The 26,372-nt window shown below is 69.2% G+C and carries 27 protein-coding genes; 11 read left to right on the plus strand and 16 right to left on the minus strand.

The window, feature by feature from the left end:
- Positions 1 to 161: 161 nt before the first annotated feature.
- The 6 genes from GON09_RS11310 to GON09_RS11335 all read right to left on the minus strand — a co-directional run bounded on the left by GON09_RS11310 (position 162) and on the right by GON09_RS11335 (position 6,851).
- Positions 162 to 1,592 (minus strand): acyl-CoA synthetase, encoded by a 1,431-nt coding sequence (locus tag GON09_RS11310; RefSeq protein ID WP_213931881.1) that lies wholly within the window; start codon positions 1,590 to 1,592, stop codon positions 162 to 164.
- A 44-nt stretch (positions 1,593 to 1,636) separates the two neighbouring features.
- Positions 1,637 to 2,341 (minus strand): rhomboid family intramembrane serine protease, encoded by a 705-nt coding sequence (locus GON09_RS11315; RefSeq protein WP_213931882.1) that lies wholly within the window; start codon positions 2,339 to 2,341, stop codon positions 1,637 to 1,639.
- Between the two features lie 60 nt (positions 2,342 to 2,401).
- Positions 2,402 to 3,511: a succinyldiaminopimelate transaminase gene (gene dapC, locus GON09_RS11320; protein ID WP_307854355.1), complete on the minus strand. Its 1,110-nt coding sequence runs from the start codon at positions 3,509 to 3,511 to the stop codon at positions 2,402 to 2,404.
- Between the two features lie 22 nt (positions 3,512 to 3,533).
- Positions 3,534 to 3,857, minus strand: a complete 324-nt coding sequence (gene fdxA / locus GON09_RS11325; RefSeq protein ID WP_213931883.1) for a ferredoxin — start codon at positions 3,855 to 3,857, stop codon at positions 3,534 to 3,536.
- Between the two features lie 153 nt (positions 3,858 to 4,010).
- The gene (locus GON09_RS11330; protein ID WP_213931884.1) at positions 4,011 to 6,608 is read right to left on the minus strand and encodes a bifunctional FO biosynthesis protein CofGH; all 2,598 of its coding nucleotides are present in this window, start codon (positions 6,606 to 6,608) and stop codon (positions 4,011 to 4,013) included.
- Between the two features lie 45 nt (positions 6,609 to 6,653).
- Positions 6,654 to 6,851, minus strand: a complete 198-nt coding sequence (locus GON09_RS11335; RefSeq protein WP_213931885.1) for a hypothetical protein — start codon at positions 6,849 to 6,851, stop codon at positions 6,654 to 6,656.
- Between the two features lie 104 nt (positions 6,852 to 6,955).
- Between GON09_RS11335 and GON09_RS11340 the strand changes: the two genes are divergently transcribed.
- From GON09_RS11340 to GON09_RS11350, 3 genes are read left to right on the plus strand one after another with little or no spacing between them, the layout of a single operon-like run.
- Entirely contained in the window at positions 6,956 to 7,528 is a 573-nt protein-coding gene (locus tag GON09_RS11340) for a PH domain-containing protein (protein ID WP_213931886.1), read from the plus strand.
- Positions 7,525 to 9,048, plus strand: a complete 1,524-nt coding sequence (locus GON09_RS11345) for a PH domain-containing protein (protein WP_213931887.1) — start codon at positions 7,525 to 7,527, stop codon at positions 9,046 to 9,048. The genes GON09_RS11340 and GON09_RS11345 overlap by 4 nt, the downstream gene beginning before the upstream one ends.
- Positions 9,045 to 9,803, plus strand: a complete 759-nt coding sequence (locus tag GON09_RS11350; RefSeq protein ID WP_213931888.1) for a uracil-DNA glycosylase — start codon at positions 9,045 to 9,047, stop codon at positions 9,801 to 9,803. Before GON09_RS11345 ends, GON09_RS11350 begins: the two co-directional genes overlap by 4 nt.
- Here GON09_RS11350 and GON09_RS11355 read toward each other — a convergent pair.
- The 5 genes from GON09_RS11355 to typA form a co-directional block, all read right to left on the minus strand.
- Positions 9,760 to 10,218, minus strand: a complete 459-nt coding sequence (locus tag GON09_RS11355) for a hypothetical protein (protein ID WP_213931889.1) — start codon at positions 10,216 to 10,218, stop codon at positions 9,760 to 9,762. The genes GON09_RS11350 and GON09_RS11355 overlap by 44 nt on opposite strands.
- A gap of 77 nt (positions 10,219 to 10,295) precedes the next feature.
- Positions 10,296 to 10,454 (minus strand): hypothetical protein, encoded by a 159-nt coding sequence (locus tag GON09_RS11360; protein WP_213931890.1) that lies wholly within the window; start codon positions 10,452 to 10,454, stop codon positions 10,296 to 10,298.
- Between the two features lie 87 nt (positions 10,455 to 10,541).
- Complete coding sequence (gene mshB / locus GON09_RS11365; protein WP_213931891.1) at positions 10,542 to 11,465, minus strand: N-acetyl-1-D-myo-inositol-2-amino-2-deoxy-alpha-D-glucopyranoside deacetylase; 924 nt, start codon at positions 11,463 to 11,465, stop codon at positions 10,542 to 10,544.
- Positions 11,444 to 13,360 (minus strand): ABC transporter family substrate-binding protein, encoded by a 1,917-nt coding sequence (locus GON09_RS11370; protein ID WP_213934413.1) that lies wholly within the window; start codon positions 13,358 to 13,360, stop codon positions 11,444 to 11,446. Before GON09_RS11370 ends, mshB begins: the two co-directional genes overlap by 22 nt.
- 127 nt (positions 13,361 to 13,487) lie before the next feature.
- Positions 13,488 to 15,374 carry a translational GTPase TypA gene (gene typA, locus GON09_RS11375; protein ID WP_213931892.1) on the minus strand — a complete coding sequence of 629 codons (1,887 nt, stop codon included), beginning with the start codon at positions 15,372 to 15,374 and terminating at the stop codon, positions 13,488 to 13,490.
- Positions 15,375 to 15,734: 360 nt separating this feature from the next.
- Between typA and GON09_RS11380 the strand changes: the two genes are divergently transcribed.
- Entirely contained in the window at positions 15,735 to 15,911 is a 177-nt protein-coding gene (locus GON09_RS11380; protein ID WP_213931893.1) for a hypothetical protein, read from the plus strand.
- Position 15,912: 1 nt separating this feature from the next.
- Here GON09_RS11380 and GON09_RS11385 read toward each other — a convergent pair whose 3' ends face one another.
- Complete coding sequence (locus tag GON09_RS11385) at positions 15,913 to 16,335, minus strand: (deoxy)nucleoside triphosphate pyrophosphohydrolase (protein ID WP_213931894.1); 423 nt, start codon at positions 16,333 to 16,335, stop codon at positions 15,913 to 15,915.
- Between the two features lie 25 nt (positions 16,336 to 16,360).
- Here GON09_RS11385 and GON09_RS11390 point away from each other — a divergent pair, with 25 nt between their 5' ends.
- Positions 16,361 to 16,657, plus strand: a complete 297-nt coding sequence (locus tag GON09_RS11390; RefSeq protein WP_213931895.1) for a 4a-hydroxytetrahydrobiopterin dehydratase — start codon at positions 16,361 to 16,363, stop codon at positions 16,655 to 16,657.
- Here GON09_RS11390 and GON09_RS11395 read toward each other — a convergent pair.
- On the minus strand, positions 16,593 to 17,870 hold the full coding sequence (locus tag GON09_RS11395; protein ID WP_213934414.1) for a mannosyltransferase: 1,278 nt from the start codon (positions 17,868 to 17,870) through the stop codon (positions 16,593 to 16,595). The genes GON09_RS11390 and GON09_RS11395 overlap by 65 nt on opposite strands.
- Before the next feature lie 378 nt (positions 17,871 to 18,248).
- Here GON09_RS11395 and GON09_RS11400 point away from each other — a divergent pair, with 378 nt between their 5' ends.
- The 3 genes from GON09_RS11400 (at position 18,249) to GON09_RS11410 (ending at position 21,147) form a co-directional block, all read left to right on the plus strand.
- Complete coding sequence (locus GON09_RS11400) at positions 18,249 to 19,091, plus strand: Rv1157c family protein (RefSeq protein ID WP_213934415.1); 843 nt, start codon at positions 18,249 to 18,251, stop codon at positions 19,089 to 19,091.
- 86 nt (positions 19,092 to 19,177) lie between these two features.
- Positions 19,178 to 19,561 (plus strand): hypothetical protein, encoded by a 384-nt coding sequence (locus GON09_RS11405; RefSeq protein WP_244865493.1) that lies wholly within the window; start codon positions 19,178 to 19,180, stop codon positions 19,559 to 19,561.
- Between the two features lie 155 nt (positions 19,562 to 19,716).
- Positions 19,717 to 21,147 carry an MFS transporter gene (locus GON09_RS11410; RefSeq protein ID WP_060651720.1) on the plus strand — a complete coding sequence of 477 codons (1,431 nt, stop codon included), beginning with the start codon at positions 19,717 to 19,719 and terminating at the stop codon, positions 21,145 to 21,147.
- Between the two features lie 9 nt (positions 21,148 to 21,156).
- Here the strand turns inward: GON09_RS11410 and GON09_RS11415 are convergent, their stop codons facing one another.
- On the minus strand, positions 21,157 to 21,915 hold the full coding sequence (locus GON09_RS11415; protein WP_213931896.1) for a DUF1906 domain-containing protein: 759 nt from the start codon (positions 21,913 to 21,915) through the stop codon (positions 21,157 to 21,159).
- A gap of 130 nt (positions 21,916 to 22,045) precedes the next feature.
- Positions 22,046 to 22,978, minus strand: a complete 933-nt coding sequence (locus GON09_RS11420; RefSeq protein ID WP_213931897.1) for a winged helix-turn-helix domain-containing protein — start codon at positions 22,976 to 22,978, stop codon at positions 22,046 to 22,048.
- A gap of 185 nt (positions 22,979 to 23,163) precedes the next feature.
- Here GON09_RS11420 and GON09_RS11425 point away from each other — a divergent pair, with 185 nt between their 5' ends.
- Both GON09_RS11425 and mug read left to right on the plus strand, forming a co-directional pair.
- The gene (locus GON09_RS11425; RefSeq protein WP_213931898.1) at positions 23,164 to 24,549 is read left to right on the plus strand and encodes a carotenoid oxygenase family protein; all 1,386 of its coding nucleotides are present in this window, start codon (positions 23,164 to 23,166) and stop codon (positions 24,547 to 24,549) included.
- Between the two features lie 25 nt (positions 24,550 to 24,574).
- Positions 24,575 to 25,141 carry a G/U mismatch-specific DNA glycosylase gene (gene mug, locus GON09_RS11430; protein ID WP_060651724.1) on the plus strand — a complete coding sequence of 189 codons (567 nt, stop codon included), beginning with the start codon at positions 24,575 to 24,577 and terminating at the stop codon, positions 25,139 to 25,141.
- Position 25,142: 1 nt separating this feature from the next.
- Here mug and GON09_RS11435 read toward each other — a convergent pair whose 3' ends face one another.
- Positions 25,143 to 25,484, minus strand: coding sequence for a DUF1330 domain-containing protein (locus tag GON09_RS11435; RefSeq protein ID WP_060651725.1), 342 nt, complete (start codon positions 25,482 to 25,484; stop codon positions 25,143 to 25,145).
- 87 nt (positions 25,485 to 25,571) lie between these two features.
- On the opposite strand from GON09_RS11435, the gene GON09_RS11440 reads away from it, so the two are divergent.
- Complete coding sequence (locus tag GON09_RS11440) at positions 25,572 to 26,351, plus strand: helix-turn-helix domain-containing protein (protein WP_213931899.1); 780 nt, start codon at positions 25,572 to 25,574, stop codon at positions 26,349 to 26,351.
- Positions 26,352 to 26,372 lie beyond the last annotated feature (21 nt).

Below are 26,372 nucleotides of genomic sequence, written 5' to 3' on the forward strand. Positions count from 1 at the left end.
CCGTTACAGACATCCCTCGAACCCCCATCGAAGTAAGTAGATCTACATACGGTGCAGTAGAGAATCCGCCTCGGAGTGTGACACATGCAACCCCTGTGACCGATTTTCCACGAAATCCCGGTAACAGGAACCTACCTGCCGGCTCTCCCCCGCCGACCGTGTCAGGCCAGTTTCTTCTTCTGCACCTTGCCCATCGCGTTGCGCGGAAGGTCGCTCACCACGCGCACTTCCCGGGGTCGCTTGTGGACGGACAGTTGTTGTGCGACAAGGCTTATCAGTTCCTCCTCATCGACCTCCGGACCCCCGGCGGCGGGCACCACGAACGCGACGATCCGCTGACCGAGGTCCTCGTCGGGCAACCCTGCCACGGCGACCTCCCGCACAGCGGGATGCCCGAGCAGGACCGTCTCGATTTCTCCCGCACCCACCCGGAACCCGCCGGTCTTGATGAGATCGGTCGACTCCCGGCCCACGATGCGATGGAATCCGGCCTCGTCGACGACCGCCACATCACCGGTGACGAACCATCCGTCCTCGGTCCACGCCGCCGCGGTGGCCTCGGGCCGGTTCAGATAACCGTCGAACAGCATCGGCCCGCGTACCTGCAGCACACCGATGCTCTCCCCGTCGTGGGGCACGTCGCGGCCCTGCTCGTCGCGCAGCCGTGTCTCCACACCGGCCACGGGCGTGCCGACCCAGCCGGGGCGGCGCTCACCGTCGACTCGCGTGCTGAGGGTCAGCATCGTCTCACTCATGCCGTACCGCTCGATCGGGACCAGGCCCGTGAGCTCACGCAGTCGTTCGAAGACCGGTACCGGCAGCGGTGCGCTGCCCGAGACGAGCAGACGCGCACCGCTCAGCGCGCGAGCGGATTCCTCGTCCTCGACGACGCGCGTCCACACCGTCGGCACCCCGAAGTACAGGGAACCCTGCGCGTCCGCATAGGCCTTCGGCGTGGGCCTGCCGGTGTGGACCAGCCGACTGCCCACGCGCAGCGCACCCACCACGCCGAGCACGAGTCCGTGCACGTGGAACAGCGGAAGCCCGTGCACGAGCGCGTCGCGTTCGGTCCAGGCCCACGCCTCGGCGAGCGCGTCGATGCCCGCGGCGATCGCCCGTCGGCTCAGGAGCACACCCTTCGGAGCGCCGGTGGTACCGGAGGTGTAGAGCACGAAGGCGATTCGCGCCGGGTTCGGCTCCGGCAGATGGTGCCAGTCGCGGGCGTGCAACCGGACCGGCAGGCTCGGCAGCTCCGGGACGTCGGGATGCTGTACCTCGGGCGCCGGACCGAGCCAGGCCTGCGCGCCCGAATCGGTCAGGATGTGCGCGAGTTCGGCCGGCCCCGAATCCGGTGGCACCGGCACCACCGTCGTCCCGGCGAGCAGAGCGCCCGTCACGGCGACAACGGTGGTCGCGCCGGGAGTCGCGAGGACGGCCACCCGATCGGCCCGTGCCACCCGCGCGGCGACCGCGGTTGCCGCACCGAGCAGATCGCTACGGGAGAGGGTGTGGCCGTCGATACGAACGGCGTCCGGGAGATCGTCGCCGCGCGCGACGGCCAGCGGGTTCAGCGAACGAAGCAGTGCAGACACAGCAGCCACGATCCCACATCGTCGCCGCGCTCCCATCGGGGCGGTCAGGTGCGGACGTCGCCACGCGTCGCCGACACCGATGCCCGCGCCAGGTGCGGTGGGGGAAGCACCGTGGCCAGTACCGCGCCCAGCAGCATCCCGATCAGGATCGCCACGCCGTGCGCGTCGCCCGCGACCACGAGCACCACACCGAGAACGAAGGTCGTCGCGGACGCGACGAGCAGCGGGCGTGTCGCCCCGACGACCGGCCACAGTCCCGCCAGGGTCGCGGCCGACGCGAGCGTCGCGCCGGTCGTTCCCGCGCCGTCGGACGGGAAGACGAAGGTGGTGAACAGCCCCCACAGCAACTGGCCGACCACGAACAACCCGAGCGCCCGGTACCACCCCCATACCCGCACGATCGCGACGGCGACCACCGCGAACAGCACGAGGTTCACGACGGTGAGGAGCACTCCGCCGTCCTCGATCAGACCGGCGGTGAGGACGCGCCACCACTCCCCCGCATCGCGGGTGCGGACCGGTTGTCTTCGGAAGACGTCGAGCAGTTCCGGGAAGATCAGCCGGGTCAGCGACGCCATCGCGACGATCGACCACAGGACCGTGGCCGCGACGGGCGGGGGCCACCAGAACGATCGGGTCCTTGTGTGCGTGGCACTCCCGGACCAGGAGCGCGACGCACTCACCCCGGCGATCGCCACCGCGGCGACGTAGAGCATCCACAGCAGCGGATCCTCACCGGACGAACTCACGGGGCCAATCTACCGGCGACCCGCCCGCCAGGCGCCGGGTCGAGCGATGACTGCGCTCGATCAGCGCAACCGAGCAGCGGCAGCGGCGATGTCGTCGTCGGTGGCGGTCAGCGCGATCCGGACGTGCAGGACACCACCGGGACCGTAGAACTCACCGGGCGCCACGAGGATTCCTCGTTCGGCGAACCAGTCGACGGTCGCGCGGCATTCCTCACCGCGCGACGCCCACAGGTACAGGCCCGCCTCCGAATGGTCGACGGTGAAGCCGGCCCCGCGCACGGCGGCGAGCAGCACCTCGCGGCGCTTGCGGTACTTCTCGCGCTGCGCGTTCTCGTGCTCGTCGTCGTTCAGTGCCGCGGTCATGGCCGCCTGGATCGGCAGCGGCAACATCATGCCGGAGTGCTTGCGGACCTCGAGCAGGTCGGCCACGAGGGCGGCGTCGCCGGTGACGAAACCGGCCCGGTAGCTCGCAAGATTCGAGGTCTTCGACAGCGAGTGCACCGCGAGGAGGTTGGTGTGGTCGTCCCCGCACACGCTCGGGTGCAGGATCGACAGCGCCTCACCCTCCCAGGTGAGACCGAGATAGCACTCGTCGGAGACGACGATCGCGTCGCGGCTGCGCGCCCAGTCGACGACCTTGCGGAGGTGGTCGGGGCCGAGCACCTTGCCGGTGGGGTTCGACGGCGAGTTCACGAAGACCAGCGACGCCACCTCGGGGCCGAGGCGGGTCAGTCCGTCGGCGCGGATGATGCGGGTGCCGGCGAGCAGGCCGCCCACCTCGTAGGTCGGGTACGCCAGTTCGGGGATGACGACGAGATCGTCGGCGCCGAGACCGAGCAACGACGGCAACCAGGCGATCATCTCCTTGGTGCCGATCGCCGGCAGGATCGCGGCGTCGTCGAGACCGGTGATGCCGTAGCGGCGCTCGAGCGCACCCACGGCCGCCCGCCGCAGTTCGGGGGTGCCGTGCGTGGCCGGGTAGCCGGGCTCTTCCGCGACGGAGACGAGTGCCTCACGGATCACGGGAGCAACCGGGTCGACCGGTGTGCCCACCGACAGGTTGACGATGCCCTCGGGATGCGCCGCGGCCTTCGCTTTCGCGTCGGTCAGGGAATCCCAGGGGAAGTCCGGCAGGTTCTTGGCCACCGAACGGCGGACACGAGCGCTCACGACAGTTCCACCGGTCCGTTCGTCACTCTTCGCCCATGGGAGGGAGGTTCTTGACGAACGGCGGGTCGTAGTCGACCTTGCCGAGCTTCGCGGCGCCACCGGGCGAGCCGAGATCGTCGAAGAAGTCGACGTTGGCCTTGACGTACTCGGACCACTCGTCCGGGACGTCGTCTTCGTAGAAGATCGCTTCGACGGGGCACACGGGCTCGCACGCACCGCAGTCGACGCACTCGTCGGGGTGGATGTACAGCATGCGACCGCCCTCGTAGATGCAGTCGACGGGGCACTCCTCGATGCATGCCTTGTCCAACACGTCCACGCACGGTTCCGCAATCGTGTACGTCACTGCTGTTCTCCCTGCCTCTCTGTAAGCCCGCCGACCTGCGCGGCCTCGCCCGAGCGGACGCCCTCGGCGCCCACGGTCCTCCAGTATCCCCCGACCCTCCGCAGACGTCCGGAGTAAGGGTCCCCTACTTCGACCGGGAGAATCCGCGACAGGTCAGCCCGAGGTGACCGGGATCTCGATGGGGGTGTACGCGGTGGTCCGCTGACGCGCCGGCCGCCCGATGCCCTCGGCGATCGCGACGAGTTCGGCGACGGTCTTCTCCGAACCGTGCTGCGATCCGGCCATGCGCGAGATGGTCTCCTCCATCAGGGTGCCGCCGAGATCGTTCGCGCCGCCTTCGAGCATGGCCCGGGTTCCGGCGACACCGAGCTTGACCCAGCTGGTCTGGATGTTGTCGATACGACCGTGCAGCATGACCCGGGCGAGAGCGTGCGCGGCACGGTTGTCGCGCATGGTCGGGCCCGGCCGCGACGCGCCGGCCAGATACAGCGGCGACGACTGGTGCACGAAAGGCAACAGCACGAACTCGGTGAATCCTCCCGTGCTGTCCTGGATCCCGCGGATCACGTTCAGATGACCCACCCAGTGGTGCGGCTGGTCGACGTGGCCGTACATCATCGTCGAACTCGAGCGCAGACCCACCTCGTGTGCGGTGGTCACCACCTCGATCCACTCGGCCGTCGGGAGTTTGCCCTTGGTGAGCACCCACCGCACCTCGTCGTCGAGGATCTCGGCGGCGGTACCCGGGATGGTGTCGAGTCCGGCCGCACGCAGTTCGGTGAGCCACTCGCGGATCGACGTGCCGCTGCGCGCGACCCCGTTGACGATCTCCATCGGCGAGAACGCGTGGACGTGCATCGACGGCACCCGCGCCTTGACGGCGCGGACCAGGTCGGCGTAGCCGGTCACCGGCAACTCGGGGTCGATGCCGCCCTGCATGCACACCTCGGTGGCACCGGCGACGTGCGCCTCCCACGCCCGGTCGGCGACCTCGCTCGCCGAGAGGGTGAACGCGTCGGCGTCGCCCTTGCGCTGCGCGAAGGCACAGAACCGGCAGCCGGTGTAGCAGATGTTGGTGAAGTTGATATTCCGGTTGACGACGTAGGTCACGTCGTCGCCGACGGTGTCGCGGCGCAGCTGGTCGGCGAGCGCCACGAGCGCTTCGAGGCCGGCGCCGTCGGCGTTGGCGAGGGCGATGTACTCCGCTTCGGAGCAGCCGCCCGGATCGCGCTCCGCGGAGCGCAGCGCCGAGAGCACGTCGCTGTCGAGCCGCACCGGCGCGGAGGCACCGAGCTCGAGCACCTGTTCGCGGACGGTCTCCCAGTCGCCGAAGGCACTCCCCAGATCCGACCGGTGCTCGGTGTTGCGGCCGGTCACGTCGATCTCGGAGTTCAGGTCGACCCGTCCCGACGACTCCCAGTCGACGTCGGGTTCCTGCCAGGGCAGTCCGGACGGGATCACCTCGCGGGCGAGGCCCGTGGCCGGGTCGGCGAGGGCGTGTACGTGGGCGGTGATGCGCGGATCGATCCATGGCTGGCCCGCGAGCACGTACTGCGGCTGCGCGGCGATCCGTTCGGTGAGTTCGAAGCCGGCCTCGGCGCTCAGGCGCGCGAGGGTGTCCAGACCGGGCCACGGCCGCTCGGGGTTGACGTGGTCGGGGGTCAACGGCGAGACACCGCCCCAGTCGTCGACACCCGCGCCGAGCAGCGCGCGGCATTCGTCCGGCGACACGAGGTTCGGCGGTGCCTGGATGCGCATGCCCGGTCCGAGGACGAGTCGCGCGACGGCGATCGCGGCGAGGAACTCGTCGAGCTCCGCATCGTCGTGCTCACGCATCGCGGTGTCGTCCTTGGCACGGAAGTTCTGGACGATCACTTCCTGGATGTGACCGAACGCCTTGTGCGACTTGCGGATCGCGTGGATCGATTCGGCACGCTCGGTGAAGTCCTCACCGATCCCGACGAGGATGCCCGTGGTGAACGGCACCGCGAGACGTCCCGCGTCGGTCAGCACCCGCAGTCGCACCGCCGGATCCTTGTCGGGGCTGCCGTAGTGGCACTGCCCCTTCTCGGTGAACAACCGTTCGGAGGTCGTCTCGAGCATCATGCCCATCGACGGGGCGACCGGCTTCAGCCGCGAGATCTCGGCCCAGCTCATCACCCCGGGATTGAGGTGCGGCAGCAGTCCGGTCTCCTCGAGGACGCGGATCGCCATCGCCCGCACGTAGTCGAGGGTCGAGTCGTATCCGCGCTCGTCGAGCCACTGCTTCGCTTCGGGCCACCGGTCCTCGGGCCGGTCGCCGAGCGTGAACAGGGCCTCCTTGCACCCCAGTTCGGCCCCCTGACGGGCGATCTCGAGGATCTCGTCGGGTTCGAGGTACATGCCGCGCCCCTCGGCGCGGAGCTTGCCGGGGACCGTGACGAAGGTGCAGTAGTGGCATCGATCCCGGCACAACCGGGTGATGGGCACGAACACCTTGCGCGAGTAGGTGACCGTACCGGGACGCCCTTCGGCGAGAAGCCCGGCGTCGCGCACCCGCGCCGCCGACGCACAGAGATCCTCGAGATCGGCCCCCCGGGCCTGCAGCAGGACTGCCGCTTCGTCGACGTTCAGTGCGACCCCGTCGCGTGCCCGGCGCAGCGCACGACGCATTCCCGAGGGTGCCGCCGTGGATCGGGACGCGGCGCCGGGACGCACGGTGGGGATCGGGAGCATCGCGGACTGCGGGGTGTCGTCTGCGGAATCGGTCATGCGCCCGATCATGCGCCTACGCGCACCCCCATGCCACCTCGGGGTCTATTCGTGCGGGTAGTCGTCGTCCACGGGGATCTCGCGGTTCTGCTCGTAGGTGTCGGCGGGGTCCGCCTCCAGCGGCACGCTCGAGGGCAGATCGTCGGCAGGATCGTCGTAGACGGGAGTGGCCTGCTCGAGCCGGTCGGCCTCGGAATCGTTGTCGGACTGGATCTCGATGCCGAGCGCATTCGACTCTGTCATTGCGATCTCCTCCTCTGAACGGACCGATCCGCACTCGTCGGATCGGGCGAGTCCGGCCGGGTTCTACGGATCCCAGCCTAGCGTGGAACCGGACACCGGTCCCGGTGGAGCAGGAGGCGTGGGTGGAGGACGACGAGGTGGCGGTCGAGGGTGCATCGGCGGGGCCGACCGACGGTGCGCGGTCGGAGGCGCGCGTGGTCATGAGGGAACCCTCGTGGCGGCCGAGCCCGAAGGCCCGTGTGCTGTGGGCCGTGAGTGCTGCACTGATGTGGATGCCGCTCGTCGTCGCGCAGGTCGTGTGGGTGCTCGTCGCACCCGTGGGGGCCGGATGGCACATCGCCGCGGCGGCAGCGACCGTCATCCTCGGCGGACTGCACGTCGCGGTGGTGCCGGCCTGGCGTTTCCGTGTCCATCGCTGGGAGATGGACGACACGGCGGTCTACACCCGTTCGGGCTGGTGGACGCAGGAACACCGCATCGCGCCGATCTCGCGGATCCAGACCGTCGATACCGAACGGGGCCCGCTCGACCGTTGGCTCGATCTGACCACCGTCACCGTCACCACCGCGTCCGCGGCAGGTGCGGTGGAGATCGTCGGGCTCGACAGCCGGGTCGCCGACGAGACCGTCGCTCGCCTGACCGCGCTCGCGGCCCGCTCCGAGACGGACGCGACATGAACGACACCGCCGCGCCCGCGGCCGAGACGGACGAGCAGGTGCCGTGGTCGCGCCTGGACCGCAGGATGTTGCTCATCCATCCGATCGAGGAGATCCTGCGCCTGCTGCCCGTGCTCGCCGGATCGTTCGTCATCGGCACCACCAGCGGAAATCCGGGGTGGGGGCTGGTGGCGACGGGCGTGCTCGTGCTGGTCGGATTGCTGCGCTGGTTCACCACCACCTACCGCGTCGGGCCCGTGCACGTCGAACTCCGCCGCGGCCTGCTGCAGCGACGCGAGTTGTCGATCCCCCGCAGTCGCATCCGCTCGGTGGACGTCGAACAGCGCCTCCTGCACCGCGTCCTCGGCCTGGCCGTCGTGAAGATCGGTACCGGGCAGAGCGGAGGTGCCGACCGCAACCGGTTCGAACTCAACGGGCTCCCGATCGCCGCCGTCCCCGAACTGCGTGCCGTTCTCCTGACCGGCGGGGAGCAGGGTGCCGCGCCGTCCGAGCTGTCCGAGCCGATGCCTGTGTCCGCAGTCCCGACCGAGCGGCAGCTGGCGCGGTTCGATCCGGGTTGGGTGCGTTACGCCCCCTTCTCCACCACGGGACTGCTCGCCGTCGCAGCGATCGCCGGTGCCGCCTTCCAGTTCGGACTAGGCCGGTGGATCGCCGAGTCGCAGGTCGTCCGCCGCGCGGTCGAGGCCGCGGAGGATCTGGGACTGGTGGTCGCGCTGGTGATCCTCGTCCTGGTGGTCGTTCTGGTCGCCAGTCCGGCCGCGTGCGTGCGCTACCTGATGGTCTACGGCGACCTGCGCGTCACCGACGACGACCGGGTCCTGCGCATCGCGCACGGCCTGCTCACGACCCGTCACACCACCCTGGACCGGGCGCGGCTGCGCGGTGTCGCACTGCGCGAACCGCTGGCACTGCGACTGGTCGGCGCCGCGCGGCTCGACGCCGTCATGACGGGCAGGACGGCGCAGCAGGGTGGTTCGTCGCTGGTCCTGCCGTCGGCGCCGGACGGGGAGGTCCGGCGGGTCGCGGCCGAGGTGCTCACCCAGCGGCTACCGCTCGATGCGCCGCTGCGCAGTCACGGTCCCCGAGCCCGTCGTCGCCGCTACGTGCGGACGTTGTGGCCGGTGGGTGTCGTGGTGGTCGTGGGGCTCGCCGCCCTCACCGTCACCGAGCGGCGCGTGCCCGTACCGGTGCTCGTCACGGTGATCGTGCTGCTGGTCGCGGGGGCGTGCGCACTGGCGCAGGACCGCTACCGGGGTCTCGGCCACGCCGTCGTCGACGGTCATCTCGTCGCCCGCAGCGGCTCGATCGACCGGCAGCGCATCTGCCTCGACGCGGACGGTGTGATCGGATGGACGGTGCGGCAGACCTTCTTCCAGCGCCGGGCCGGTCTCGCGACCGTCGTCGCGGCGACTCCGGCGGGCTCGGGCCGTTACGAGGTGATCGACATCCCGGTGGACGAGGCATGGGCCCTGGTTCAGGAGGTCACACCGGGTATGGGGGAAGGATGGATCGAGACATGACACCCTCCTCGGGCCGAGGACCGTTGCGCGGCACTCCTCCCGCGACGCTGGCCGAACTCGATGACGTGCTCGTCGACTGCCGCGCCTGTCCGCGGCTGGTCGCGTGGCGCGAGCAGGTCGCGCGGGAGAAACGAGCGGCATTCCGCGACGAGGAGTACTGGGGCCGGCCCGTCCCGGGATTCGGGCCGGCCGATGCATCCCTGCTGATCGTCGGGCTGGCGCCCGCCGCGCACGGCGGGAATCGCACGGGACGGATGTTCACGGGCGACCGGTCGGGCGACGTGCTGTATGCGGCCCTGTACGACGCGGGGCTCGCGTCGCAGCCGACCGCGACGCACATCGGCGACGGCCTCGAACTGTTCGGCACGCGCATCACGTCACCGGTGCACTGCGCGCCGCCGGCCAATCGCCCCACCGTCGTGGAACGCGACACCTGCCGGCACTGGCTGGAACAGGAGCTCGACCTGCTCTCCCCCACCCTGCGGTCGGTCGTCGTCCTCGGCGGTTTCGGATGGCAGGCGCTACTGCCCGTCCTGTCGGCTGCGGGGTGGACGATCCCCGTTCCCCGTCCGAAGTTCGGGCACGGTGCGCACGCGCTGCTGGCTCCGACCGCGGCGCGGGAACGTCCGCTGCACCTGTTCGGTTGCTATCACGTCAGCCAGCAGAACACCTTCACCGGCCGGTTGACGCAGGAGATGGTGACCGACGTACTCAGGGACGCGGCCCGGGCTGCGTCGCTCCTACCGCCTGGGTAGCTTCTACCGCTCGGGTGATCTCTTTGATGCGGGCCGAGAACAGGTAGCCGCCGGCCGGGGCGAGCGCCGCCACCGGCAACAGCAGGGTCCGCCAGTCGCCGATTGCGAGCTGATCGCCACCCGGCCCGCCCACGAGGCAGACGAGAAAGACGACGGCCCACGCCACCAGCGGCAGGGTCGCGGTGCGCAGGGAACCGGTCTCGGCGCGGACGGCCACCACCAGGAGCAGGTTCGCGAGTCCGGCCAGCAGGATCGTGATCGGGAAGGGCACCCCGGCGATGTACAGACCGAGGTAGAAGACCGACAACAGGGCGCACAGCGCCCCATCGAGCACGAGCAGCGCGACGAGGCCCCGGCGTGGCCGGACGTCCGCCGGTGACTCGAGGGGTGCAGCGGTTGCTGGATCGACCGTCATGCTTCGATGGTGCGCTACCGGACGGGCGCGAACGCAACCGGGGTCTGCGGAACCGCCCGTCGCTCACCTACGGGGCGTCAGGGAACCGGCGGGTATCCGAGCATGGTGAGCAGGGCGCTCTGCTGGTCGACGAAGGCGTACAACGCGTGCCAGTAGTCGGCCCTGATCTCGTCGGCGTAGGGCCTCAGCGAGTCCACGAACGCGACGATCTGGTTCTGGACGGACCAGTTGTACATCGACAACCCCCTGCACGGTATGTGTCTGCGTGACGTGAGGACGGGTGACCTGCGCCACTGCCGACCTCACTGATGACGCAGATCACACTAACCGATGCCGGAGAAGAGGTCGTCCTCTCGTCCCGTGGGGTCGGTGAGGCCGAGCCGACCGCGAACGAGCACGAAGTGCTCGTGGTCGAGGACGGGCTGGGCGACGAGGTTGGACAGCACGAACTGCTCGCCGTCCGGCGCGACCAGCACCTGGGTCGCGTGCGCCGCCATCGCGGTTCGCTTCGCGTCCAGCACCGAACGGACGTCGACGACGGTGGTGACCTCGTCGTCGGGCACGCTCGGCAGTTCGCCCGACTCAGGGCGGCGCCATCCTTCGGGCAGCGAGCCCATGGCCGCGACGCCGCGTTCGAGTGCGGACCGTTCGGTGACGGTCCAGTAGACCTTCGCGGGAGTCCAGGCCGCACCGGCGGACGGGTAGTCCTCGGTTCCCGCCGCCTCGACGGCCGCGGTCACCCGTTCGTGTACCGCGATGTGGTCGGGATGGCCGTAGCCGCCGTAGGGGTCGTAGGTGACGACCACGTGAGGACGCGTCTCCCGGATCGCCGTGACGAGCGCCTCGACCGCCTCGTCGCGATCGGCGTTGACCCAGGCGCGGGGATTGTCGGCGGAAGGGGTGCCCGCCATCCCCGAGTCGCGCCAGTGCCCGGCACCGCCCAGGAACCGGGGACGATCGACGCCGAGGGCGCCGAGCGCCCGCGTGAGTTCGAGGATGCGGTAGCCGCCGAGCTGATCGGCACGATCCGCAGTGAGCTGGGCCCACTCGTCGCCGATCACTTCACCTTCCTCACCGAGCGTGCAGGTCACGACGGTGACCTCGGCGCCTTCGGCGACGTACCGGGCGATGGTGCCGCCGGTGGTGAGAGTTTCGTCGTCGGGATGTGCGTGGACGAGCAGAAGTCGGCGATCCGCATCGTTGGGGACGGCCCCCGGAGTGTCGGTCACGGTGTGGTCCTTCCCCACAGATGGGCGTCGCCGAGAATACCGGTGGCGACAGCGGCTGTCAGCGAGACGTTCTCGACACCCGGACCGGCAGCGACGACGGCCCTGTCCTGCAGGATCGGCAGGTTCACCGCGAGATCCCACAGCCTCGGCTGTGCGTCGGCGACGACGTCCGCCGGATCGGCGGCGCCGTTCAGAGCGGCCAGCAGATCCGGTTCGAGGCCCGGATCGCATGCGCCCGAGAGGTTGCTCGGAGCCTCGAGCTGCGCTGCGACGGCGTCCTCGCGTTCCTCCACGTCGTCCTCGTCGAGTGTGGTGGTCGGAGGATCCGACGGGGTTCCGCCCGGTGGCCGTGTCGCCTCCGGGGCGGCGGGTGCGGGCGTCGGCGGGAGGTCCTCCCCCGCCGCGGTGGGTGCTGCGGCCACCGGTACGCATCCGAACCGGGACAGCGCTGCCGTGGCGGGATCGCCTCCGGCGCGCATCCAGCCGACGATCGCGTGCACGCTGCCCTCGACGAGAGCCTCGCCGTACAGCTCGTCCGGGGGCAGTTCGTCGACCGACGCGTCGATCCCGGCGCTGCGCCACAGGTCGACGGCGGTGCGTGCGACGGCCCGCGCGGTCTCGTCTCCCTCCGGCACGCCCAGCACCAGCGTCAACGGCTCCCCGTTCCGGGCCAGGGCGCCCTCGGGCAACGCCGCAGCACCCGCCCGCGTCAGCTCGGGAGCCCCGCTCGTCGGCGATGCGGACGTCGTGGTCTCGGGTGTGGCAGGCGCGGCCGGATCTGCGGGTGCCGGGAGCTCAGCGGGTGGGACCGGCAGATATCCGGCCTCGGCGAGTCGGCCGAGGGCCTCCTCCCGGGGCAGTCGCGGCGGCATCGTGTCGGCGTAGCCCGGATCGGACGGCGCGAGAACCTGAGCACGGGCGCGCACCATCTCGGTGCTGTCACCGGTGGCGACGAGCCCGAGCAGGTCGGGATCGAGCAGGTCGAGCACGCCTCGCCGGACCCTCGGATCGGCGAGTTCGGCGGTGCGGGTGTTGAGGGTCAGGTCGAGTGTGCGCGGCTGGAGCTGAACACCGGTGCGCACGCCCGGCACGGCGGCGAGCTGCGCTTCCAGGGCGACGCCGCCCGCGCTCTGGACCACCTGGGCGTCGTCGCTGCGCACGGATTCGGTCACCTGGGCATCGGTGCCGGCGCGGCGCATCAGCAGTTCGTCGGGTCCGGCCGGGGTGGCCCAGAACCGGTCGTTGCGTTCGAGCAGGACTTCGGCGCGCCCGCGATCGACGTTGTCGACCTGGAACCGCCCACCGGACACGGGGATCGTCTCGGACAGCCCGGTGGAGAATCCACCCGGTGTGTCCTTCACCAGGTGGGCGGGCAGCAGATCGGTGAACAGTTCGCGCCACGCGGGATACGGCTCGCGCAGCGTGACGGTGACGGTCTTGCCTCCGCCCGACGACCGGATGTCATCGATGAGCCGGTAACCGGCAGGGTCGACCACGCCGACCTGGGTGATCATCTGCTGCCACAGATACCGGAAGTCCTCGGCGGCGATCGGCGCACCGTCCGACCACTGGGCCTCGTCGCGCAGGCGGTAGGTGATTGTGAACGGAGCCTCGTCGGTGACCTCGGCGGACAGGAGCAGCGAGTCGTCGGGAACCAGCAGCGTCGCCGCGGGATTCTCCGGATCGGGCACGGCCCGGAAGGCACTGGGGAGCACGAGTTCGGCGACCGCGTTGGCGACCGGCGACTGATCTGCGAGCAGATGCGGGTTGAAGCCCGAGCCGACCTCGTCGATCGCGACCACCACCGTGCTGCGCTGCGGTGCGGGAGCGGGAGTCGTGGTGGGCTCCGCTTGTTCGATCGGCGGAGGCGGGTCGGCGGTGCAGGCCGTCAGGACCAGCGCAGCCACGGCCATGCCTGCCGTCGCCCCGATCAGTCGGCGACGAGCGCGCGTACGCGACACTCGGGCTCCTTCCGTGAGGCAGGTGGTACGTGGGTGGCCCCGGCCAGCATGCGCTCGCCGGGGCCACCCCACACCTGGACTACTTGTTGCGGGCCTTCTCACGGGACCGTGCGCGGGCCCGGTCGGTCTGCGACAGGTGCAGCTTGCGCACCCGCACGATCTCCGGGGTGACCTCGACGCACTCGTCGGCCGCACAGAACTCCATGGCCGCCTCGAGGGTGAGCTCGATGGGCTTGGCGAGCGTCTCCATCACATCGGCGGTGGAGGAGCGCATGTTGGTGAGCTTCTTCTCGCGGGTGACGTTGATGTCGAGGTCCTCGGCGCGCGGGTTGATGCCGACGACGTGGCCCTCGTAGGTGTCGCTGCCCGGCTCGACGAAGAACGTGCCACGGTCGGCGAGCTGGATCATCGCGAACGGGGTGACCGAACCCGCGCGGTCGGACACGAGCGAACCGGTGTGGCGCGCGCGGATCTCGCCCGCCCACGGCGCGTAGCCGTGGAAGACGGCGTTGGCGATGCCGGTGCCGCGGGTCTCGGTGAGGAAGTCGGTGCGGAACCCGATGAGGCCGCGCGACGGCACGATGAACTCCATACGGACCCAGCCGGTTCCGTGATTGGTCATCTGGACCATCTTGCCCTTGCGCGCTGCGAGCAGCTGGGTGATCGAGCCGAGATACTCCTCGGGCGAGTCGATGGTCAGCTCCTCGTAGGGCTCGTGCACCTTGCCGTCGACCTGCTTGGTGACCACCTGGGGCTTGCCCACGGTGAGCTCGAAGCCTTCGCGGCGCATCTGCTCGACGAGGATCGCGAGAGCGAGTTCGCCTCGGCCCTGGACCTCCCACGCATCGGGTCGGCCGATGTCGAGCACACGCAGCGACACGTTGCCGACGAGCTCGGAGTCGAGGCGCGACTTGACCATGCGCGCGGTGAGCTTGTGGCCCTGCGCCCGGCCGACCAGCGGCGAGGTGTTGGTGCCGATGGTCACCGAGATCGCCGGCTCGTCGACGGTGATGCGCGGCAACGCGACCGGGTTCTCCGCGTCGGCGAGGGTGTCACCGATCATGATCTCGGGGATGCCGGCGACGGCGACGATGTCGCCTGCGACCGCGACGTCGCCGGGCTGCCGCTCGACACCGACGGTCTTGAGCAGCTCGGTGATCTTGACGTTCTTGACCCCGTCGGCGTGCATCCACGCAACGGTCTGGCCCTTGCGCAGCTGACCCTGGTGGATGCGCAGCAGCGCGAGACGTCCGAGGAACTCGGAGGCGTCGAGGTTGGTGACGTGTGCCTGCAGCGGGGCCGACGCGTCACCCTTGGGTGCGGGGATGCACTCCATGAGGACTTCGAAGAGCTCGTCGAGGTTCTCCGCGTCGGGGACCTGCCCGTTCTCGGGCTGCTTCCGCGACGCCTTGCCCTCGCGGCCGGAGGCGTAGAGGACCGGCAGTTCGAGTGCGAGTTCGGCCGCCTCGGCAGCTTCGTCGTCGAGGTCGGATGCAAGGTCGAGCAGCAGGGTCTGGCTCTCCTCGACGACCTCGGCGATACGCGCGTCGGGACGGTCCGTCTTGTTGACGACGAGGATCACGGGCAGCGAGGCAGCAAGAGCCTTACGCAACACGAAGCGCGTCTGCGGCAGCGGTCCCTCGGAGGAGTCGATGAGCAGGACGACACCGTCGACCATGGACAGGCCGCGCTCGACCTCACCACCGAAGTCGGCGTGGCCGGGGGTGTCGATGACGTTGATGACCGTGACGGTGCCGTCGGCGTTGTGGCGGTGCACGGCGGTGTTCTTCGCGAGAATGGTGATGCCCTTCTCGCGTTCGAGGTCTCCCGAGTCCATGACACGGTCGACGAGTTCCGCACGTTCGGCGAACGCGCCCGACTGGCGCAACATGGCGTCGACGAGAGTGGTCTTTCCGTGGTCGACGTGCGCCACGATGGCGACGTTCCGAAAATCTGCGGTGCTCACGCGATAGCTCTCCTGGCTGTAGTCCGGCCACACGGCACTGGACCCGGTCGGCACCTCGCCCGTACGGCGTTCGTATCGATGGCCGCGACGCGAAATTGCGAGCTACCTGCCCCGTCCGATACTCGGCGTGCAGGCACTGCGGCCGTCAATACACTTTACAGGCCGCTCGTCGGTTGCCGCGTCTACCTCACCCGATATCCGCAGGTCGGAAACGATCGGGGTGACGTTCGACACTTCCAGGAGAGATGCGCGGGCCGAATCCGGTGCCACGTCGACCCTTGGTCTAGAAGTAAGGGAATGCTAACCTTCGCCAGCCGGTGGATTCGCCGCGCGCTGGTCTGTGAAAGGCAGGCGGGACGTATGGGGAAGGTGAAGGCGAGCAAGGTCGCAGACCTGAAGCCGAAGAAGAAGTGCTGCCGCAAGAAGACTCGGTGCCTGAAATGCCCCGTCGTCGTCATGCGCATGAAGAAGGTCGAGAACGACGGTCTGAGCAAGAAGGAACTGCGCAAATATCTCGACCGGGCCCGTGCCGCCTGACTCAGCGCTGCAGATGCTCCCGTAGATCCGGAATCCACGCGCGGTCGGCCGGGACGAGATCGATCCGCCCGAGTTCGTCCGCATCGACCCACCGCAACGCCGCATGATCGAGCGGCTCGGGGTCACCCGAGACGAGCTCGACGCGGTAGGCACACAACTCCCGGCCCCCGGCCAACGGCACCGCGACGCCCAGACGTTCCGCGCCGCGCACCTCGACACCGAGTTCTTCCCTCAGCTCCCGAACGAGCGCCGCTTCCGCGCTCTCCCCCGGTTCGGCCTTGCCGCCCGGCAGTTCCCACAGACCCGCGAGCTCGGCGGGCCGGAGGCGCTGGGCGAGCAGCACGCGTCCGCCCCGGATGACGGCACCGGCCACGACGTGCCCGTCGGGCGCCGGTGTACTCGCAGACGAAGTGCTTGCAGACATGACCTGCATCGTCCCAGAATGAGTCATGTCCCAGCTGCTGACGGACGGAGAGATCGACGCCGCACTGGCCGAACTGCCGCACTGGCACCGCACAGGGCAGTCGCTGGTCCGCACGATCGAGGCGCCGACCTTTCCCGACGCGATCACGCTCGTCGACCGGGTGGCCGTTGTCGCCGAGGAGGCGAACCATCATCCGGACATAGACATCAGGTGGCGGAAGGTGACCTTCGCGTTGAGCACACACTCGGCCGGTGGCATCACGGAGTCGGATCCGGCTCTGGCGCGTCGGATCGACGAGGAGGCCCGACGCTCGGGTCTGTAGTTCCCTGCTCGTCCCGTCCCCCGCGGCCGACGAGGATCATGGCGACGTAGACGGCGAGGACACCCACGACGTTGACCGCGCCGAGCCAGGCGAGCGGAGCCGGGCGTTCGACGTCCCAGATCGAGTTCTGCGCCGTGCTGAGCACCCAGGGGACGCCGATCAGCGTGATCGCCGCCCAGCTCACGGCGACGGTGCGGGCACCGAGTGTGCGTGCCGCAGGTCCGTAGACCAGCCACAGCAGCAGCGGAACCACCCATACCCAGTGATGGACCCACGAGATGGGCGAGACGAGCAGGCCGAACAGCTGCACGACCAGCAGCGTGCCGAGACGATCGTGGGTTCCGTCGGGCAACGGCCGGAGCGACCGCCACGCCGCGAACGCGAGGACGGCGCAGACGAGGACGGCGAGCAACCACATCGGGCCGAGTCCCACGTCCTCACCGGCGACGCGGCTCAGGGCGCCGCGCAGCGACTGGTTCCACACCGAGACGACCGGCCCGATCCGGTCCGCGTCGCCGAAGAGGGAGCCGAAGTAGGTGGTGGCCTGGGAGCCGAGCACGAGCAGGCTCACCAGGACCGTGCCCGCGAAGACGACGGCGGAGAACGCCGCCTCGCGCCGGCGCCGTTGCGCGAGGAAGTACAGACCGGTGATCGCCGGGGTGAGCTTGATACCGGCGAGCACGCCGACGAGACCGCCCGACAGCCACCACCGCGAACTGTGCACTGCGAGCATCACGCCGAGGACGAGGAAGACGTTGATCTGCCCGTAGTCGAGGGTGGTGCGGACCGGTTCGGTCCATATCCCGACGGCCGTCCACACCATCGCGGTACCGAGCCGCGACCTGCTCCGCGCCCGCGCGTCGGCGCCACCCTCGTCGACATCACCGTCACCTACGACGAGTTCGAGGGAGATCCACACGACGGCGAAGAGCGCAGCGACCGTCAGCAGCTGCCATGCCACGCCCAGGACACCGAACGGGATCAGGTGCAGGGGCAGGAAGACGAGCGCGGCGAAGGGTGGGTAGGTGAACGGAAGGGGGAAGTCGGGGGTGTCCTCCGAATAGGTGAACCCGTAGAGATTCCCCTGCAACAAGGCAGCCGATCCGTCGACGTAGACGTGCAGGTCGACGAGGTTCATCCCGTTGGGAGTGATGAATCCCCAGGCCAGGCGGACGACGACGGACAGCGCCAGTAACGCCGCGCACCACCACATCCGGTGCGAAGGAAACCCTCGTGGCACTGCGGTGCGGCCTCTCCCGTCGAACGTCCGTCCGGTGAACCGGACCCGGCGAAGGAGATTACCGTTCCGATAGGCATGCAAACGAACCGGAGTTCACTCCTGTAACGATTTCATCTACAGTCACAATCTTCTCAGGTCGGACGCGTTATGTTCGACAGGATCCGAGGGACGGAACACCCCGTGGTTAGAATCCCGAACCAGCGATGGGCGCGCCGTTCCGAAACGGCAGGCTTGTCCCGTGTGCGGGGGGTCCATAGAGTGTCCCCTCGAGCCGTCAGCATCCGGTCGTTCGTCCCGAACAACCGGATGCTTCAACGACAAGGATGGGGAACAGTGCTTCGTACTCGAGGAATGCGACGGGCGCTCACGCTGTGCGCACTCGCCGCCACCGCGGGATTGGCCGTGCCTACTCAGGCCGTCGCGCAACCGGCGCCACCCCCGCTGCCGGATCTGGCAGGGCTCGTCGAACTGCCCCAGTTCGAGATTCCCGCCGATCTTTCCGTCGAGTCGTTGACCGACCTGCTCGCCGGGGTCCGGGCAAACCCCGAAGAGGTCGAGGCCCTGGCTTCCCTCGCACCCGCGATCATCGGTGCGGCTGCAGGCCCCGCCGACGTCGCCGACGCGGCCGACGGCAAGAACGACCTGCTCGCGCAGGCCAAGGAACTGCTCGCGAACTCCGAACTCCCCGAGTCCGTGAAGAGCACGCTCCAGCGCGTCATCACCTTCCTCGACGGCAGCGGCGGCGGCGGACCCGACATCCCCGAGCCCGGCGCCGTGGTGATCTCGCAGTTCCTCTACCCGACGATCGGCAAGGGCTGCATCGGCGACAGCCAGGACTCCGTGGGCACCGCCCTCGCGGTCGCGGGTCCGTCGCACCTTCCCCCTCCCGGACCGGGCGCAGGCCAGACCGGCTTCGTCTTCACCGCGCTGGGCACCGCACCCGCCGCCGGCGAACAGCAGCAGCCGCTCACCCTGAGCTGGGTCAACGTCTCCAACGGACGCACGGGCACGCAGCCGCTCACCAACGACGCGAAGATCAACCCCGAGGGCCCGACCACGCTGAGCGCGATCGCCGACACCGGTTCGGGTCAGGTCCTCGCCGTGATCTCCGGTGGAATCACCACGCAGGACGAGGGTGCCGATCCGCGTTCGTGCACCTTCCTGCCCACCGTGGGTCTCGTCGCCGTTCCCTGATTCACGTACTCACCGAAGGCCGCCGGGAGTTTTTCCCGGCGGCCTTCGTGTCTTCCCCGTCGACGCCGGGCGTGATAGACCGGAGCATGGCCTTCACCGCGTCGCGCAACCCGTCGAAGCAGCGTCGTCTCCGGCACCCGGCCGGCGCCGCGTCCGTGAATTCCCGCCGCTCGGTCCTCTCCCACCGTTCGATCCTCTCGATCGCGTCGGAGCGGTCGATCCTGTCGATCGGTTCCTCGTACTCGATCCTGTCGATCGGTAGCTGCGGGTCGGTCCTGTCCATCGGCTCCGTGGGATCGTTCGGTTCGGCCTTGTCCTCGCTGTCGTTCGCGAGCCTCGGTTCGGCGCTGTCGGGCCTGTCGCGCTGGTCGCTGCTGTCGTGGCGCGGCGACCATTCCGCACCCGACGACCATCCGCTGTTCTCCATCACAGTCGACGAATCCGAGCCCGACAAGCACTGTCAGTCCTGACGCAAGGCGACCGATCGCACGGCCGCACGGGACCGGACTGCGGGAAGGTACTAGGGATCGTCGGCCCCGCCGTGTTAGACACGAGATGAGCGTCGTTCGTATCGCGCACGAATTTTCGTCGGCCGCGTCACCCCGGCCCCGGACCGAGGAGTCGCATGGCCATAGAGACACCGATCCCCACCAGGGAGGTTCCCGCTCCGCGGGGCATCGTGCCGGTTCTCGCGACCGTCGGTATCAGCGTCGCGCTCATGCAGACCCTGATCGTCCCGATCCTCCCCCGGCTTCCGGTGCTCGTCGGCGCGACACCCCAGAACACGTCCTGGGCCGTGACGGCAACTCTCCTCGCCGGCGCGGTGATCACCCCGATCAGCGGTCGCCTCGGTGACATGTTCGGCAAGCGCCGGATGCTCCTCGCCTCGTTGACGATGATGGTCCTCGGTTCGACCGTGTGCGCACTGTCGTCCACACTGATCCCGCTCGTCGTAGGCCGTGCCCTCCAGGGCGCCGCGGTGGGTGCCATCCCGCTCGGTATCGCGATCCTCCGCGACGAACTGCCCCCGCGACGCCTGCCGGGCGCGATGGCAACGATCAGCGCGACGATGGGTGTCGGCGGCGCGATCGGATTACCTCTCGCCGCCTTCGTCGCCCAGGCGACGGACTGGCACATGCTGTTCGTCGCGTCGCTGGTGCTCGGGCTCATCGGTATCGCCGCGATCCTGCTCGTCGTGCCCGAGTCGTCACAACGCAATCCGGGACGCTTCGACATCGCCGGGGCGCTCGCGCTCTCCGTCGCCCTCGTGCTGTTGCTCCTGCCCGTCACCAAGGGCAACGACTGGGGATGGACCTCCCCGGCCATCCTCGGGATGCTCGCCGGGGCACTCGTGGTGTTCGTCGGCTGGGGCCTGTACGAACTGCGGGTGCCGAGGCCGCTCGTGGACCTGCGGTTGTCCGCCCGCCGGCCGATCCTCATGACGAACCTCGCGTCGGTGGCACTCGGGTTCTCGATGTACTCGAACATCCTGGCGTTTCCTCAACTGCTGATGGCACCCACGGAGACCGGCTACGGCTTCGGGCAGACGATGGTCACCGCCGGGATCGCGCTCGCTCCCGCAGGACTCGTCATGATGGCACTGTCCCCCGTTTCCGCCCGCATCACGACGCGGTTCGGAGCCCGCGTGACCCTCGGCTGCGGCGCGGTGCTCGTGGGCCTGGGGTATCTCATGGCATATGTGCTGTACCAGGAGGTCTGGCACATCGTGGGCGCCTCGATGCTCATCGGCGCGGGTGTGGGCCTCGCCTACGCCGCGATGCCGGCGCTCATCATGGGTGCCGTACCGCTGCGCGAGTCCGCCGCGGCCAACAGTCTCAACACCCTGATGCGCTCGATCGGCACGACGAGCGCCGCGGCCGTGATCGGCGTGATCCTCGCGGCGATGACCCAGCGGATCGGAGACTCCGTCGTCCCCGCCCTCGACGCCTTCCGCGCCACCTTCCTCGTCGCGGTGGGAGCGGCGGTGCTGGCACTCGTGTTCACGGCGCTCATTCCGTCGGCGGACCGTACGCTGCGACCCGCCGACGAGACCTGACTCGGGGCGCTAGCTGCCCAGGAGCCCCGGGCCGGTGTTCGGTGCGCTGCCTGCGCGCGACCACTGGCCGTAGTCGGGCGTGAGCACGTGGTTGATGTCGACGCCGATGCCGTCGATACGGACCTCGCCCGGGATCTGGTGCAGGTTCGCCCGCGGATGGACGTAGCCCTTGGGCGTGCCCCAGTCGTGCTGCCAGTAGAAGGACCCGAGGGAGACCGCCGATGCCCAGTCGATGGTCGGCGAGTTGGCGTACACACCGAGATTCCCGGCTCCCACGACCTCCTGCCAACCCAGCAGATACGGCACGATGCGGGTCGTGAACTGCTCGAAGTTCGGGTTGTCGTCGATCGAGGCGTAGATCGGACGGTTGTCCGGTCCCCCGGCCGCGTAGTGCAGTTCGAGACCGCGCCGGGCGTGCTTCAGACCCGCCTCGTAGCCGCCGAGCCAGTCGGCGGTCTCGGCCCTGCCGAACTGGTAGCACGAGACCACTTCGAGTCCGCTGCCGATCAGCGCGTCCGCTTCCGATCCGGTGAGCGGCTTGGCCCGCATCCACGCGGCGTCGGGCCGCGCATCGGACACGTACCGGATGGCGCCGATATGGCCGGCGGCACGGATCGAGGAGGGCGACGGCACGGCGGCCGAATAGTCGACGATGGTCCCGAGCACTTGGCGTCCCTGGGCGAGCCCCGGTGCGCCGAGCGCAGAGATCAATGCGACGCCCGATCCGAGCGTCGCGTACCGCAACATGTCCCGCCGCGAAAGGGTCATCGAAAACCTGTCCTTCGTATCGCCGTATGTACGTCCGCCGTATTGCACCACAATCACAGGCGGCTCACCGGCCACACCAGGGAATTGGACAGGTCGCGGCTACAGCGCCTGTCCCGGCGAAGCGGCGTGCTCAGCGACCGGACAGTTCGGCGAAGAAGGCGGGCACCAGGGCGACGTCCTCCACCGTCCGCACGGTGGAGCGGACACCGAGACCGTGCTCCTTGAGCAGATCGCACAACCCGTCGCCGTCGACGAGATCGATCGGCGGGGCACCGTGCCGGTGGGCTTCGGCGCGCGCGTCCTCGGTGAACGATCCGGTGGTGACGAGCAGGCCCTTCTCGCCCCGCCCGACCATCGCGGCGCGGAACTCGCGGACCACGTCGGCACCCGCCTTCTCCGGTGCCCGCAGGAAACGGAAGAACACGGAGAAGCTCAGCAGCGACACGCGCAGGACTCCGGTGCCCTCGACATGGCCCTCGGGGGCGTGGGATCCGCCCGGAGCCGGAATCGTCAGGGTGGTGAATCCGGCCGCGCGCAGCACCGCGGTGGCGAGCCGTTCGAAACCGTCCTCGGACAGGTCGGCGACGGCACCGAGGACCGGTTCGCGCCACAGTTCGGGATCCTCGGGGGCGGCTGCGAGCGGCACGACCTGGGCGCCCTGCGAGACGTTCCGCACCATGCGCTTGCGGCGCTTCTCGGCCGTGTACGCGACCTGCATGGGCTTGATCTCCGACTCGCGCACAGCGCGGCCGCGGTCGGTCACGCTCCACACACCGCGGCGCGTGTTCGACAGCAGACCCATGCCCTTGAGGTACGTCCGGGCCCAGGCCAGCCGGTATTCGATCTCCGTTCCGGGGCCGTCGCCGTGGAGCACTGCCCGTGCTTCCTCGGACAGTCCGGTCCGGGCGATCACGGCGGAATCGATCTCCTCGATGACGCCGGATCCGCCGAGCTCGATCACCGCCTGCACGGTCGGCCAGAGAAGATCCGTGTACGGCGGCAACGTGGCCTCGCCACCTCCGGTGTTCCGGACGGAGTTTCCGATCGCGTTCCGGCGCTGCACACCTTCCCCTAACGTCGCGGCCGTGCGGCCGCACTATCGGTCCTGCACGTAGGCAACAACCCTATCCGATGCACGGCCCCTGTCCGCGGGTGCCGGATCGGGCGCGCCGAATCACGAACCGATCGCCCTTCCCGGTCCTACGATTTCCCCACGGAAGAATTTCGCCTCCACCGAAGCGAGTCGCCATGCAACGTCCGGCGCCTGTCGACCTGACACACCATCCGCATCTCAGTGGCCTGTTCGCGCCTCAACGCGAGGAAGTGGACGTCCGCGATCTCGAGGTCGACGGGGAACTCCCCGCCGATCTGCACGGAAGCTACCTCCGCAACGGACCCAATCCGCGCTTCGACCCGATCGGCCACTACGTCTATCCGATCGACGGTGACGGCATGGTCCATCGCGTGCAGATCTCCGAGGGCACCGCCCGCTACACGAACCGGTTCGTGCGGACCCCGCAGGTCGTCGCGGAGGAGAAGGCCGGCCGCGCCCTGTGGGCCGGCATCACCGATCCGTACTTCCCTCCCGAGGAGGAGGTCGGGCCCGACCTCGCGAACACCATGCGCGAGCTGCCGGACATCAACATCGTCCGGCACGGCGGGCGGCTCATGGCGATGGCCGAGGCAGCGCCGCCGTACACGCTGGGTTCCGACCTCGAGACGCTCGGACGCGAGACCTTCGACGGAACGCTGCCGGTCGGGCTGACGGCGCACCCGAAGATCGATCCGCACACCGGCGAGATGGTCGCCTTCTGCTACATGCTCGACCCGCCGTATCTGACCTGGTCGGTGGTCGCACCGGACGGGACGGTGACGCGCGCGCCGACCCCGATCGACGGCGTCGACCGGCCGTTGATGATCCACGACATGGCGTTGACACCGACCTACGTCGTTCTGGTCCTGGCCCCGCTCGTGTTCGACCTCTCGCAGATCTTCTCCGGCGGGTCGCCGCTCGACTGGAAGCCGGATCTCGGAACGCGTGTCGCGCTCGTCCCCCGCGACGGTGGGGCGGTGCGGTGGTTCTCGACCGACACATTCTGGATGTGGCACACCGCCAACGCGTTCGACCTGCCCGACGGCGACGTCGCACTCGACTACGTGGAATGGGCGTATCCGGGCGCGTTGACCGAGAAAACGGGTCCGAACCGGTCCGTCCTGCGACGCGCCGTGATCGGTCGCAACGGGGTGACCCGCACGACCCTGCACGAACGAGACATCGAGTTCCCCCGCATCGACGACCGGTCGATGACCCTCGGCCACTCCGTCGTCGCGACCATCGGACGCAGCAGGTCGCAGAAACTCCCTGCGGGAGCGGCCGATTCGCTCTTCTGGTTCGATGTGGCGTCCGGAACCGAATCGGTCTGGGCACACGAGACCCTCTCCCCTGGCGAACCGGCCTATCTCTCGGGTGATTCGGGCGGCTACTGGGGCGCGATCGCGACCGACCGGGCGGACATGACGAGTTGGTTCCTCGTCTTCCCCGAGACCGACCCGGCGTCGGGCCCGATCGCGCGGGCCCGTCTGCCGATCCGTGTCCCGGCCGGCCTGCACGGAGCCTGGCTCCCGCCGGACTGAGCGTCGCTCCGGCTAGTTTGGGTGGATGGGTTTCACACGAGCCGAACTCGAGTCCTTCCGCGATGCGGTGATCCCCGATCTCGTCGCGCCCGGTTGCCGCCTGTTGTTCGTCGGCATCAATCCGGGATTGTGGACCGCGGCGACGGGAGCCCACTTCGCGCGGCCCGGAAATCGCTTCTACCCCGCCCTGTTCCGTGCCGGCATCGTCGACCGGCTGATCGACGCGTCGTCCGGTATGAGCGATGCCGACCGCGATCACCTGCTCGAGCGAGGTGTCGGCATCACGAACCTGGCGCCGCGTGCGACGGCCCGCGCCGACGAGCTCACCGATGAGGAGCTGCGTGAGGGCGGACGCCATCTGGCGAACGTGGTGGCGGAGTTCCGCCCTCGCGCCGTGGCGGTCGCGGGCATCACCGCCTACCGCGCGGCCTTCGGCCGGCGCAAGGCGAAGGCCGGGCGGCAGGACGACACGATCGGCGACGTCCCGTTGTGGGTGGTGCCCAATCCGAGCGGGTTGAACGCCCACGAGACGGTGGAGTCGCTGGCGCGGGCCTACGCCGAACCGGCCCGGGCGGCCGGCATCCTGTCCTGAACTACCGCTGAGCGCCGAACACCTTGTCGAGGAAGTGGGTGGCGCGGTAGTCGGGCGGTGTGCCCTGCACGACGACCGCCCATCCCTCGGAGTTCTCGGTGCGAAGCGGGAGGATCGCCTGGTACTCCGGGGATTCGTACCAGGACCGGGCACGGTCGACGTCGGGAAATTCGATGATCACGAGGTTCCCCTCGAAGGGTCCTTCCATCCCTTCGGGGTCGACGCCGTGGACGAGGAAGCGTCCGTCGTACGGGGCGAGGGTGTCGTCGATGGTCTCGATGTACCGGACGATGTCGTCGTTGAGGTCGACGTTGCGGAGATGAGCCACTGCGTATGCGTTCATGGGGACCACCCTGCGCCGCGTCGTGCACGGAATCGATTACCCCGGAAGTAATGGTGACCGTTCCCGGTCGGCTCTACTGTCGGGTGCATGACCACGGTCGACACTCCCCACGCCGGCGCCCTGCTGCGGGCATGGCGCGAGCGCCGCGGCCTGAGCCAGCTCGCCCTGGCCCACACCGCCGGCATCTCGTCGCGGCATCTCAGCTTCGTCGAGACCGGCCGGTCCCGCCCGTCACACGCGACCGTGCTGAAGCTGAGCGACCGGCTGGACATCCCGCTGCGCGAACGCAACACCATCCTGGTCGCGGCGGGACACGCGCCTGTCTACCCCGAGCATCACCTCGGCGATATGCCGATGGCGGCGATCTCCGACGCGATCACGCGAATCCTGTCGTCGCACCACCCTTTTCCCGCACTCGTCGTCGACCGGCACTGGACGATGGTCGATTCCAACGACGCCGTCGGGGTGTTCGTCGAGGGGTGCGCTCCGGAACTGCTGGAGCCGCCGATCAACGTGCTGCGACTGACTCTGCACCCGCGGGGACTGGCGCCGCGCATCGTCGATCTCGGGCAGTGGCGCGGTCATCTGCTCGCCCGGCTGCAACACCAGATCGGTGCGACCGCCGACCCCGTCCTGCTGCGCCTGTACGACGAACTCGCCGGTTATCCCTGCGACGATCCGGTCGAGGAGATCGAACCGCATTCGCTGGTCGTGCCGATGCGGTTGCGGACCGAGGCCGGCGAGTTGTCGTTCTTCAGCACGACCACCCTCTTCGGGACCCCGCTCGACGTGACGGTGTCGGAACTGGCGATCGAGGCGTTCTATCCCGCCGACGAGGCGACGGCCCGGGTCCTGAACGGATCGTGATCGCCGAATCGGCCGATCACG

This window comes from Rhodococcus sp. B50, from assembly GCF_013602415.1.
GTDB lineage: Bacteria > Actinomycetota > Actinomycetes > Mycobacteriales > Mycobacteriaceae > Rhodococcus.

Bases quoted from the DNA above. Each gene is read 5' to 3' on its own strand.
- GON09_RS11330 (WP_213931884.1), bottom strand. From the start codon at position 6,608: ATGACCGATTCCGCAGACGACACCCCGCAGTCCGCGATGCTCCCGATC.
- GON09_RS11380 (WP_213931893.1), top strand. From the start codon at position 15,735: ATGGGGAAGGTGAAGGCGAGCAAGGTCGCAGACCTGAAGCCGAAGAAG.
- GON09_RS11335 (WP_213931885.1), bottom strand. From the start codon at position 6,851: ATGACAGAGTCGAATGCGCTCGGCATCGAGATCCAGTCCGACAACGAT.
- GON09_RS11390 (WP_213931895.1), top strand. From the start codon at position 16,361: ATGTCCCAGCTGCTGACGGACGGAGAGATCGACGCCGCACTGGCCGAA.
- GON09_RS11370 (WP_213934413.1), bottom strand. From the start codon at position 13,360: ATGGCCGTGGCTGCGCTGGTCCTGACGGCCTGCACCGCCGACCCGCCT.
- GON09_RS11415 (WP_213931896.1), bottom strand. From the start codon at position 21,915: ATGACCCTTTCGCGGCGGGACATGTTGCGGTACGCGACGCTCGGATCG.
- GON09_RS11405 (WP_244865493.1), top strand. From the start codon at position 19,178: ATGGCCTTCACCGCGTCGCGCAACCCGTCGAAGCAGCGTCGTCTCCGG.
- GON09_RS11440 (WP_213931899.1), top strand. From the start codon at position 25,572: ATGACCACGGTCGACACTCCCCACGCCGGCGCCCTGCTGCGGGCATGG.
- GON09_RS11345 (WP_213931887.1), top strand. From the start codon at position 7,525: ATGAACGACACCGCCGCGCCCGCGGCCGAGACGGACGAGCAGGTGCCG.
- GON09_RS11410 (WP_060651720.1), top strand. From the start codon at position 19,717: ATGGCCATAGAGACACCGATCCCCACCAGGGAGGTTCCCGCTCCGCGG.
- GON09_RS11385 (WP_213931894.1), bottom strand. From the start codon at position 16,335: ATGTCTGCAAGCACTTCGTCTGCGAGTACACCGGCGCCCGACGGGCAC.
- GON09_RS11355 (WP_213931889.1), bottom strand. From the start codon at position 10,218: ATGACGGTCGATCCAGCAACCGCTGCACCCCTCGAGTCACCGGCGGAC.
- GON09_RS11350 (WP_213931888.1), top strand. From the start codon at position 9,045: ATGACACCCTCCTCGGGCCGAGGACCGTTGCGCGGCACTCCTCCCGCG.
- mug (WP_060651724.1), top strand. From the start codon at position 24,575: ATGGGTTTCACACGAGCCGAACTCGAGTCCTTCCGCGATGCGGTGATC.
- GON09_RS11395 (WP_213934414.1), bottom strand. From the start codon at position 17,870: ATGTGGTGGTGCGCGGCGTTACTGGCGCTGTCCGTCGTCGTCCGCCTG.
- GON09_RS11400 (WP_213934415.1), top strand. From the start codon at position 18,249: ATGCGACGGGCGCTCACGCTGTGCGCACTCGCCGCCACCGCGGGATTG.
- GON09_RS11435 (WP_060651725.1), bottom strand. From the start codon at position 25,484: ATGAACGCATACGCAGTGGCTCATCTCCGCAACGTCGACCTCAACGAC.
- GON09_RS11360 (WP_213931890.1), bottom strand. From the start codon at position 10,454: ATGTACAACTGGTCCGTCCAGAACCAGATCGTCGCGTTCGTGGACTCG.
- GON09_RS11425 (WP_213931898.1), top strand. From the start codon at position 23,164: ATGCAACGTCCGGCGCCTGTCGACCTGACACACCATCCGCATCTCAGT.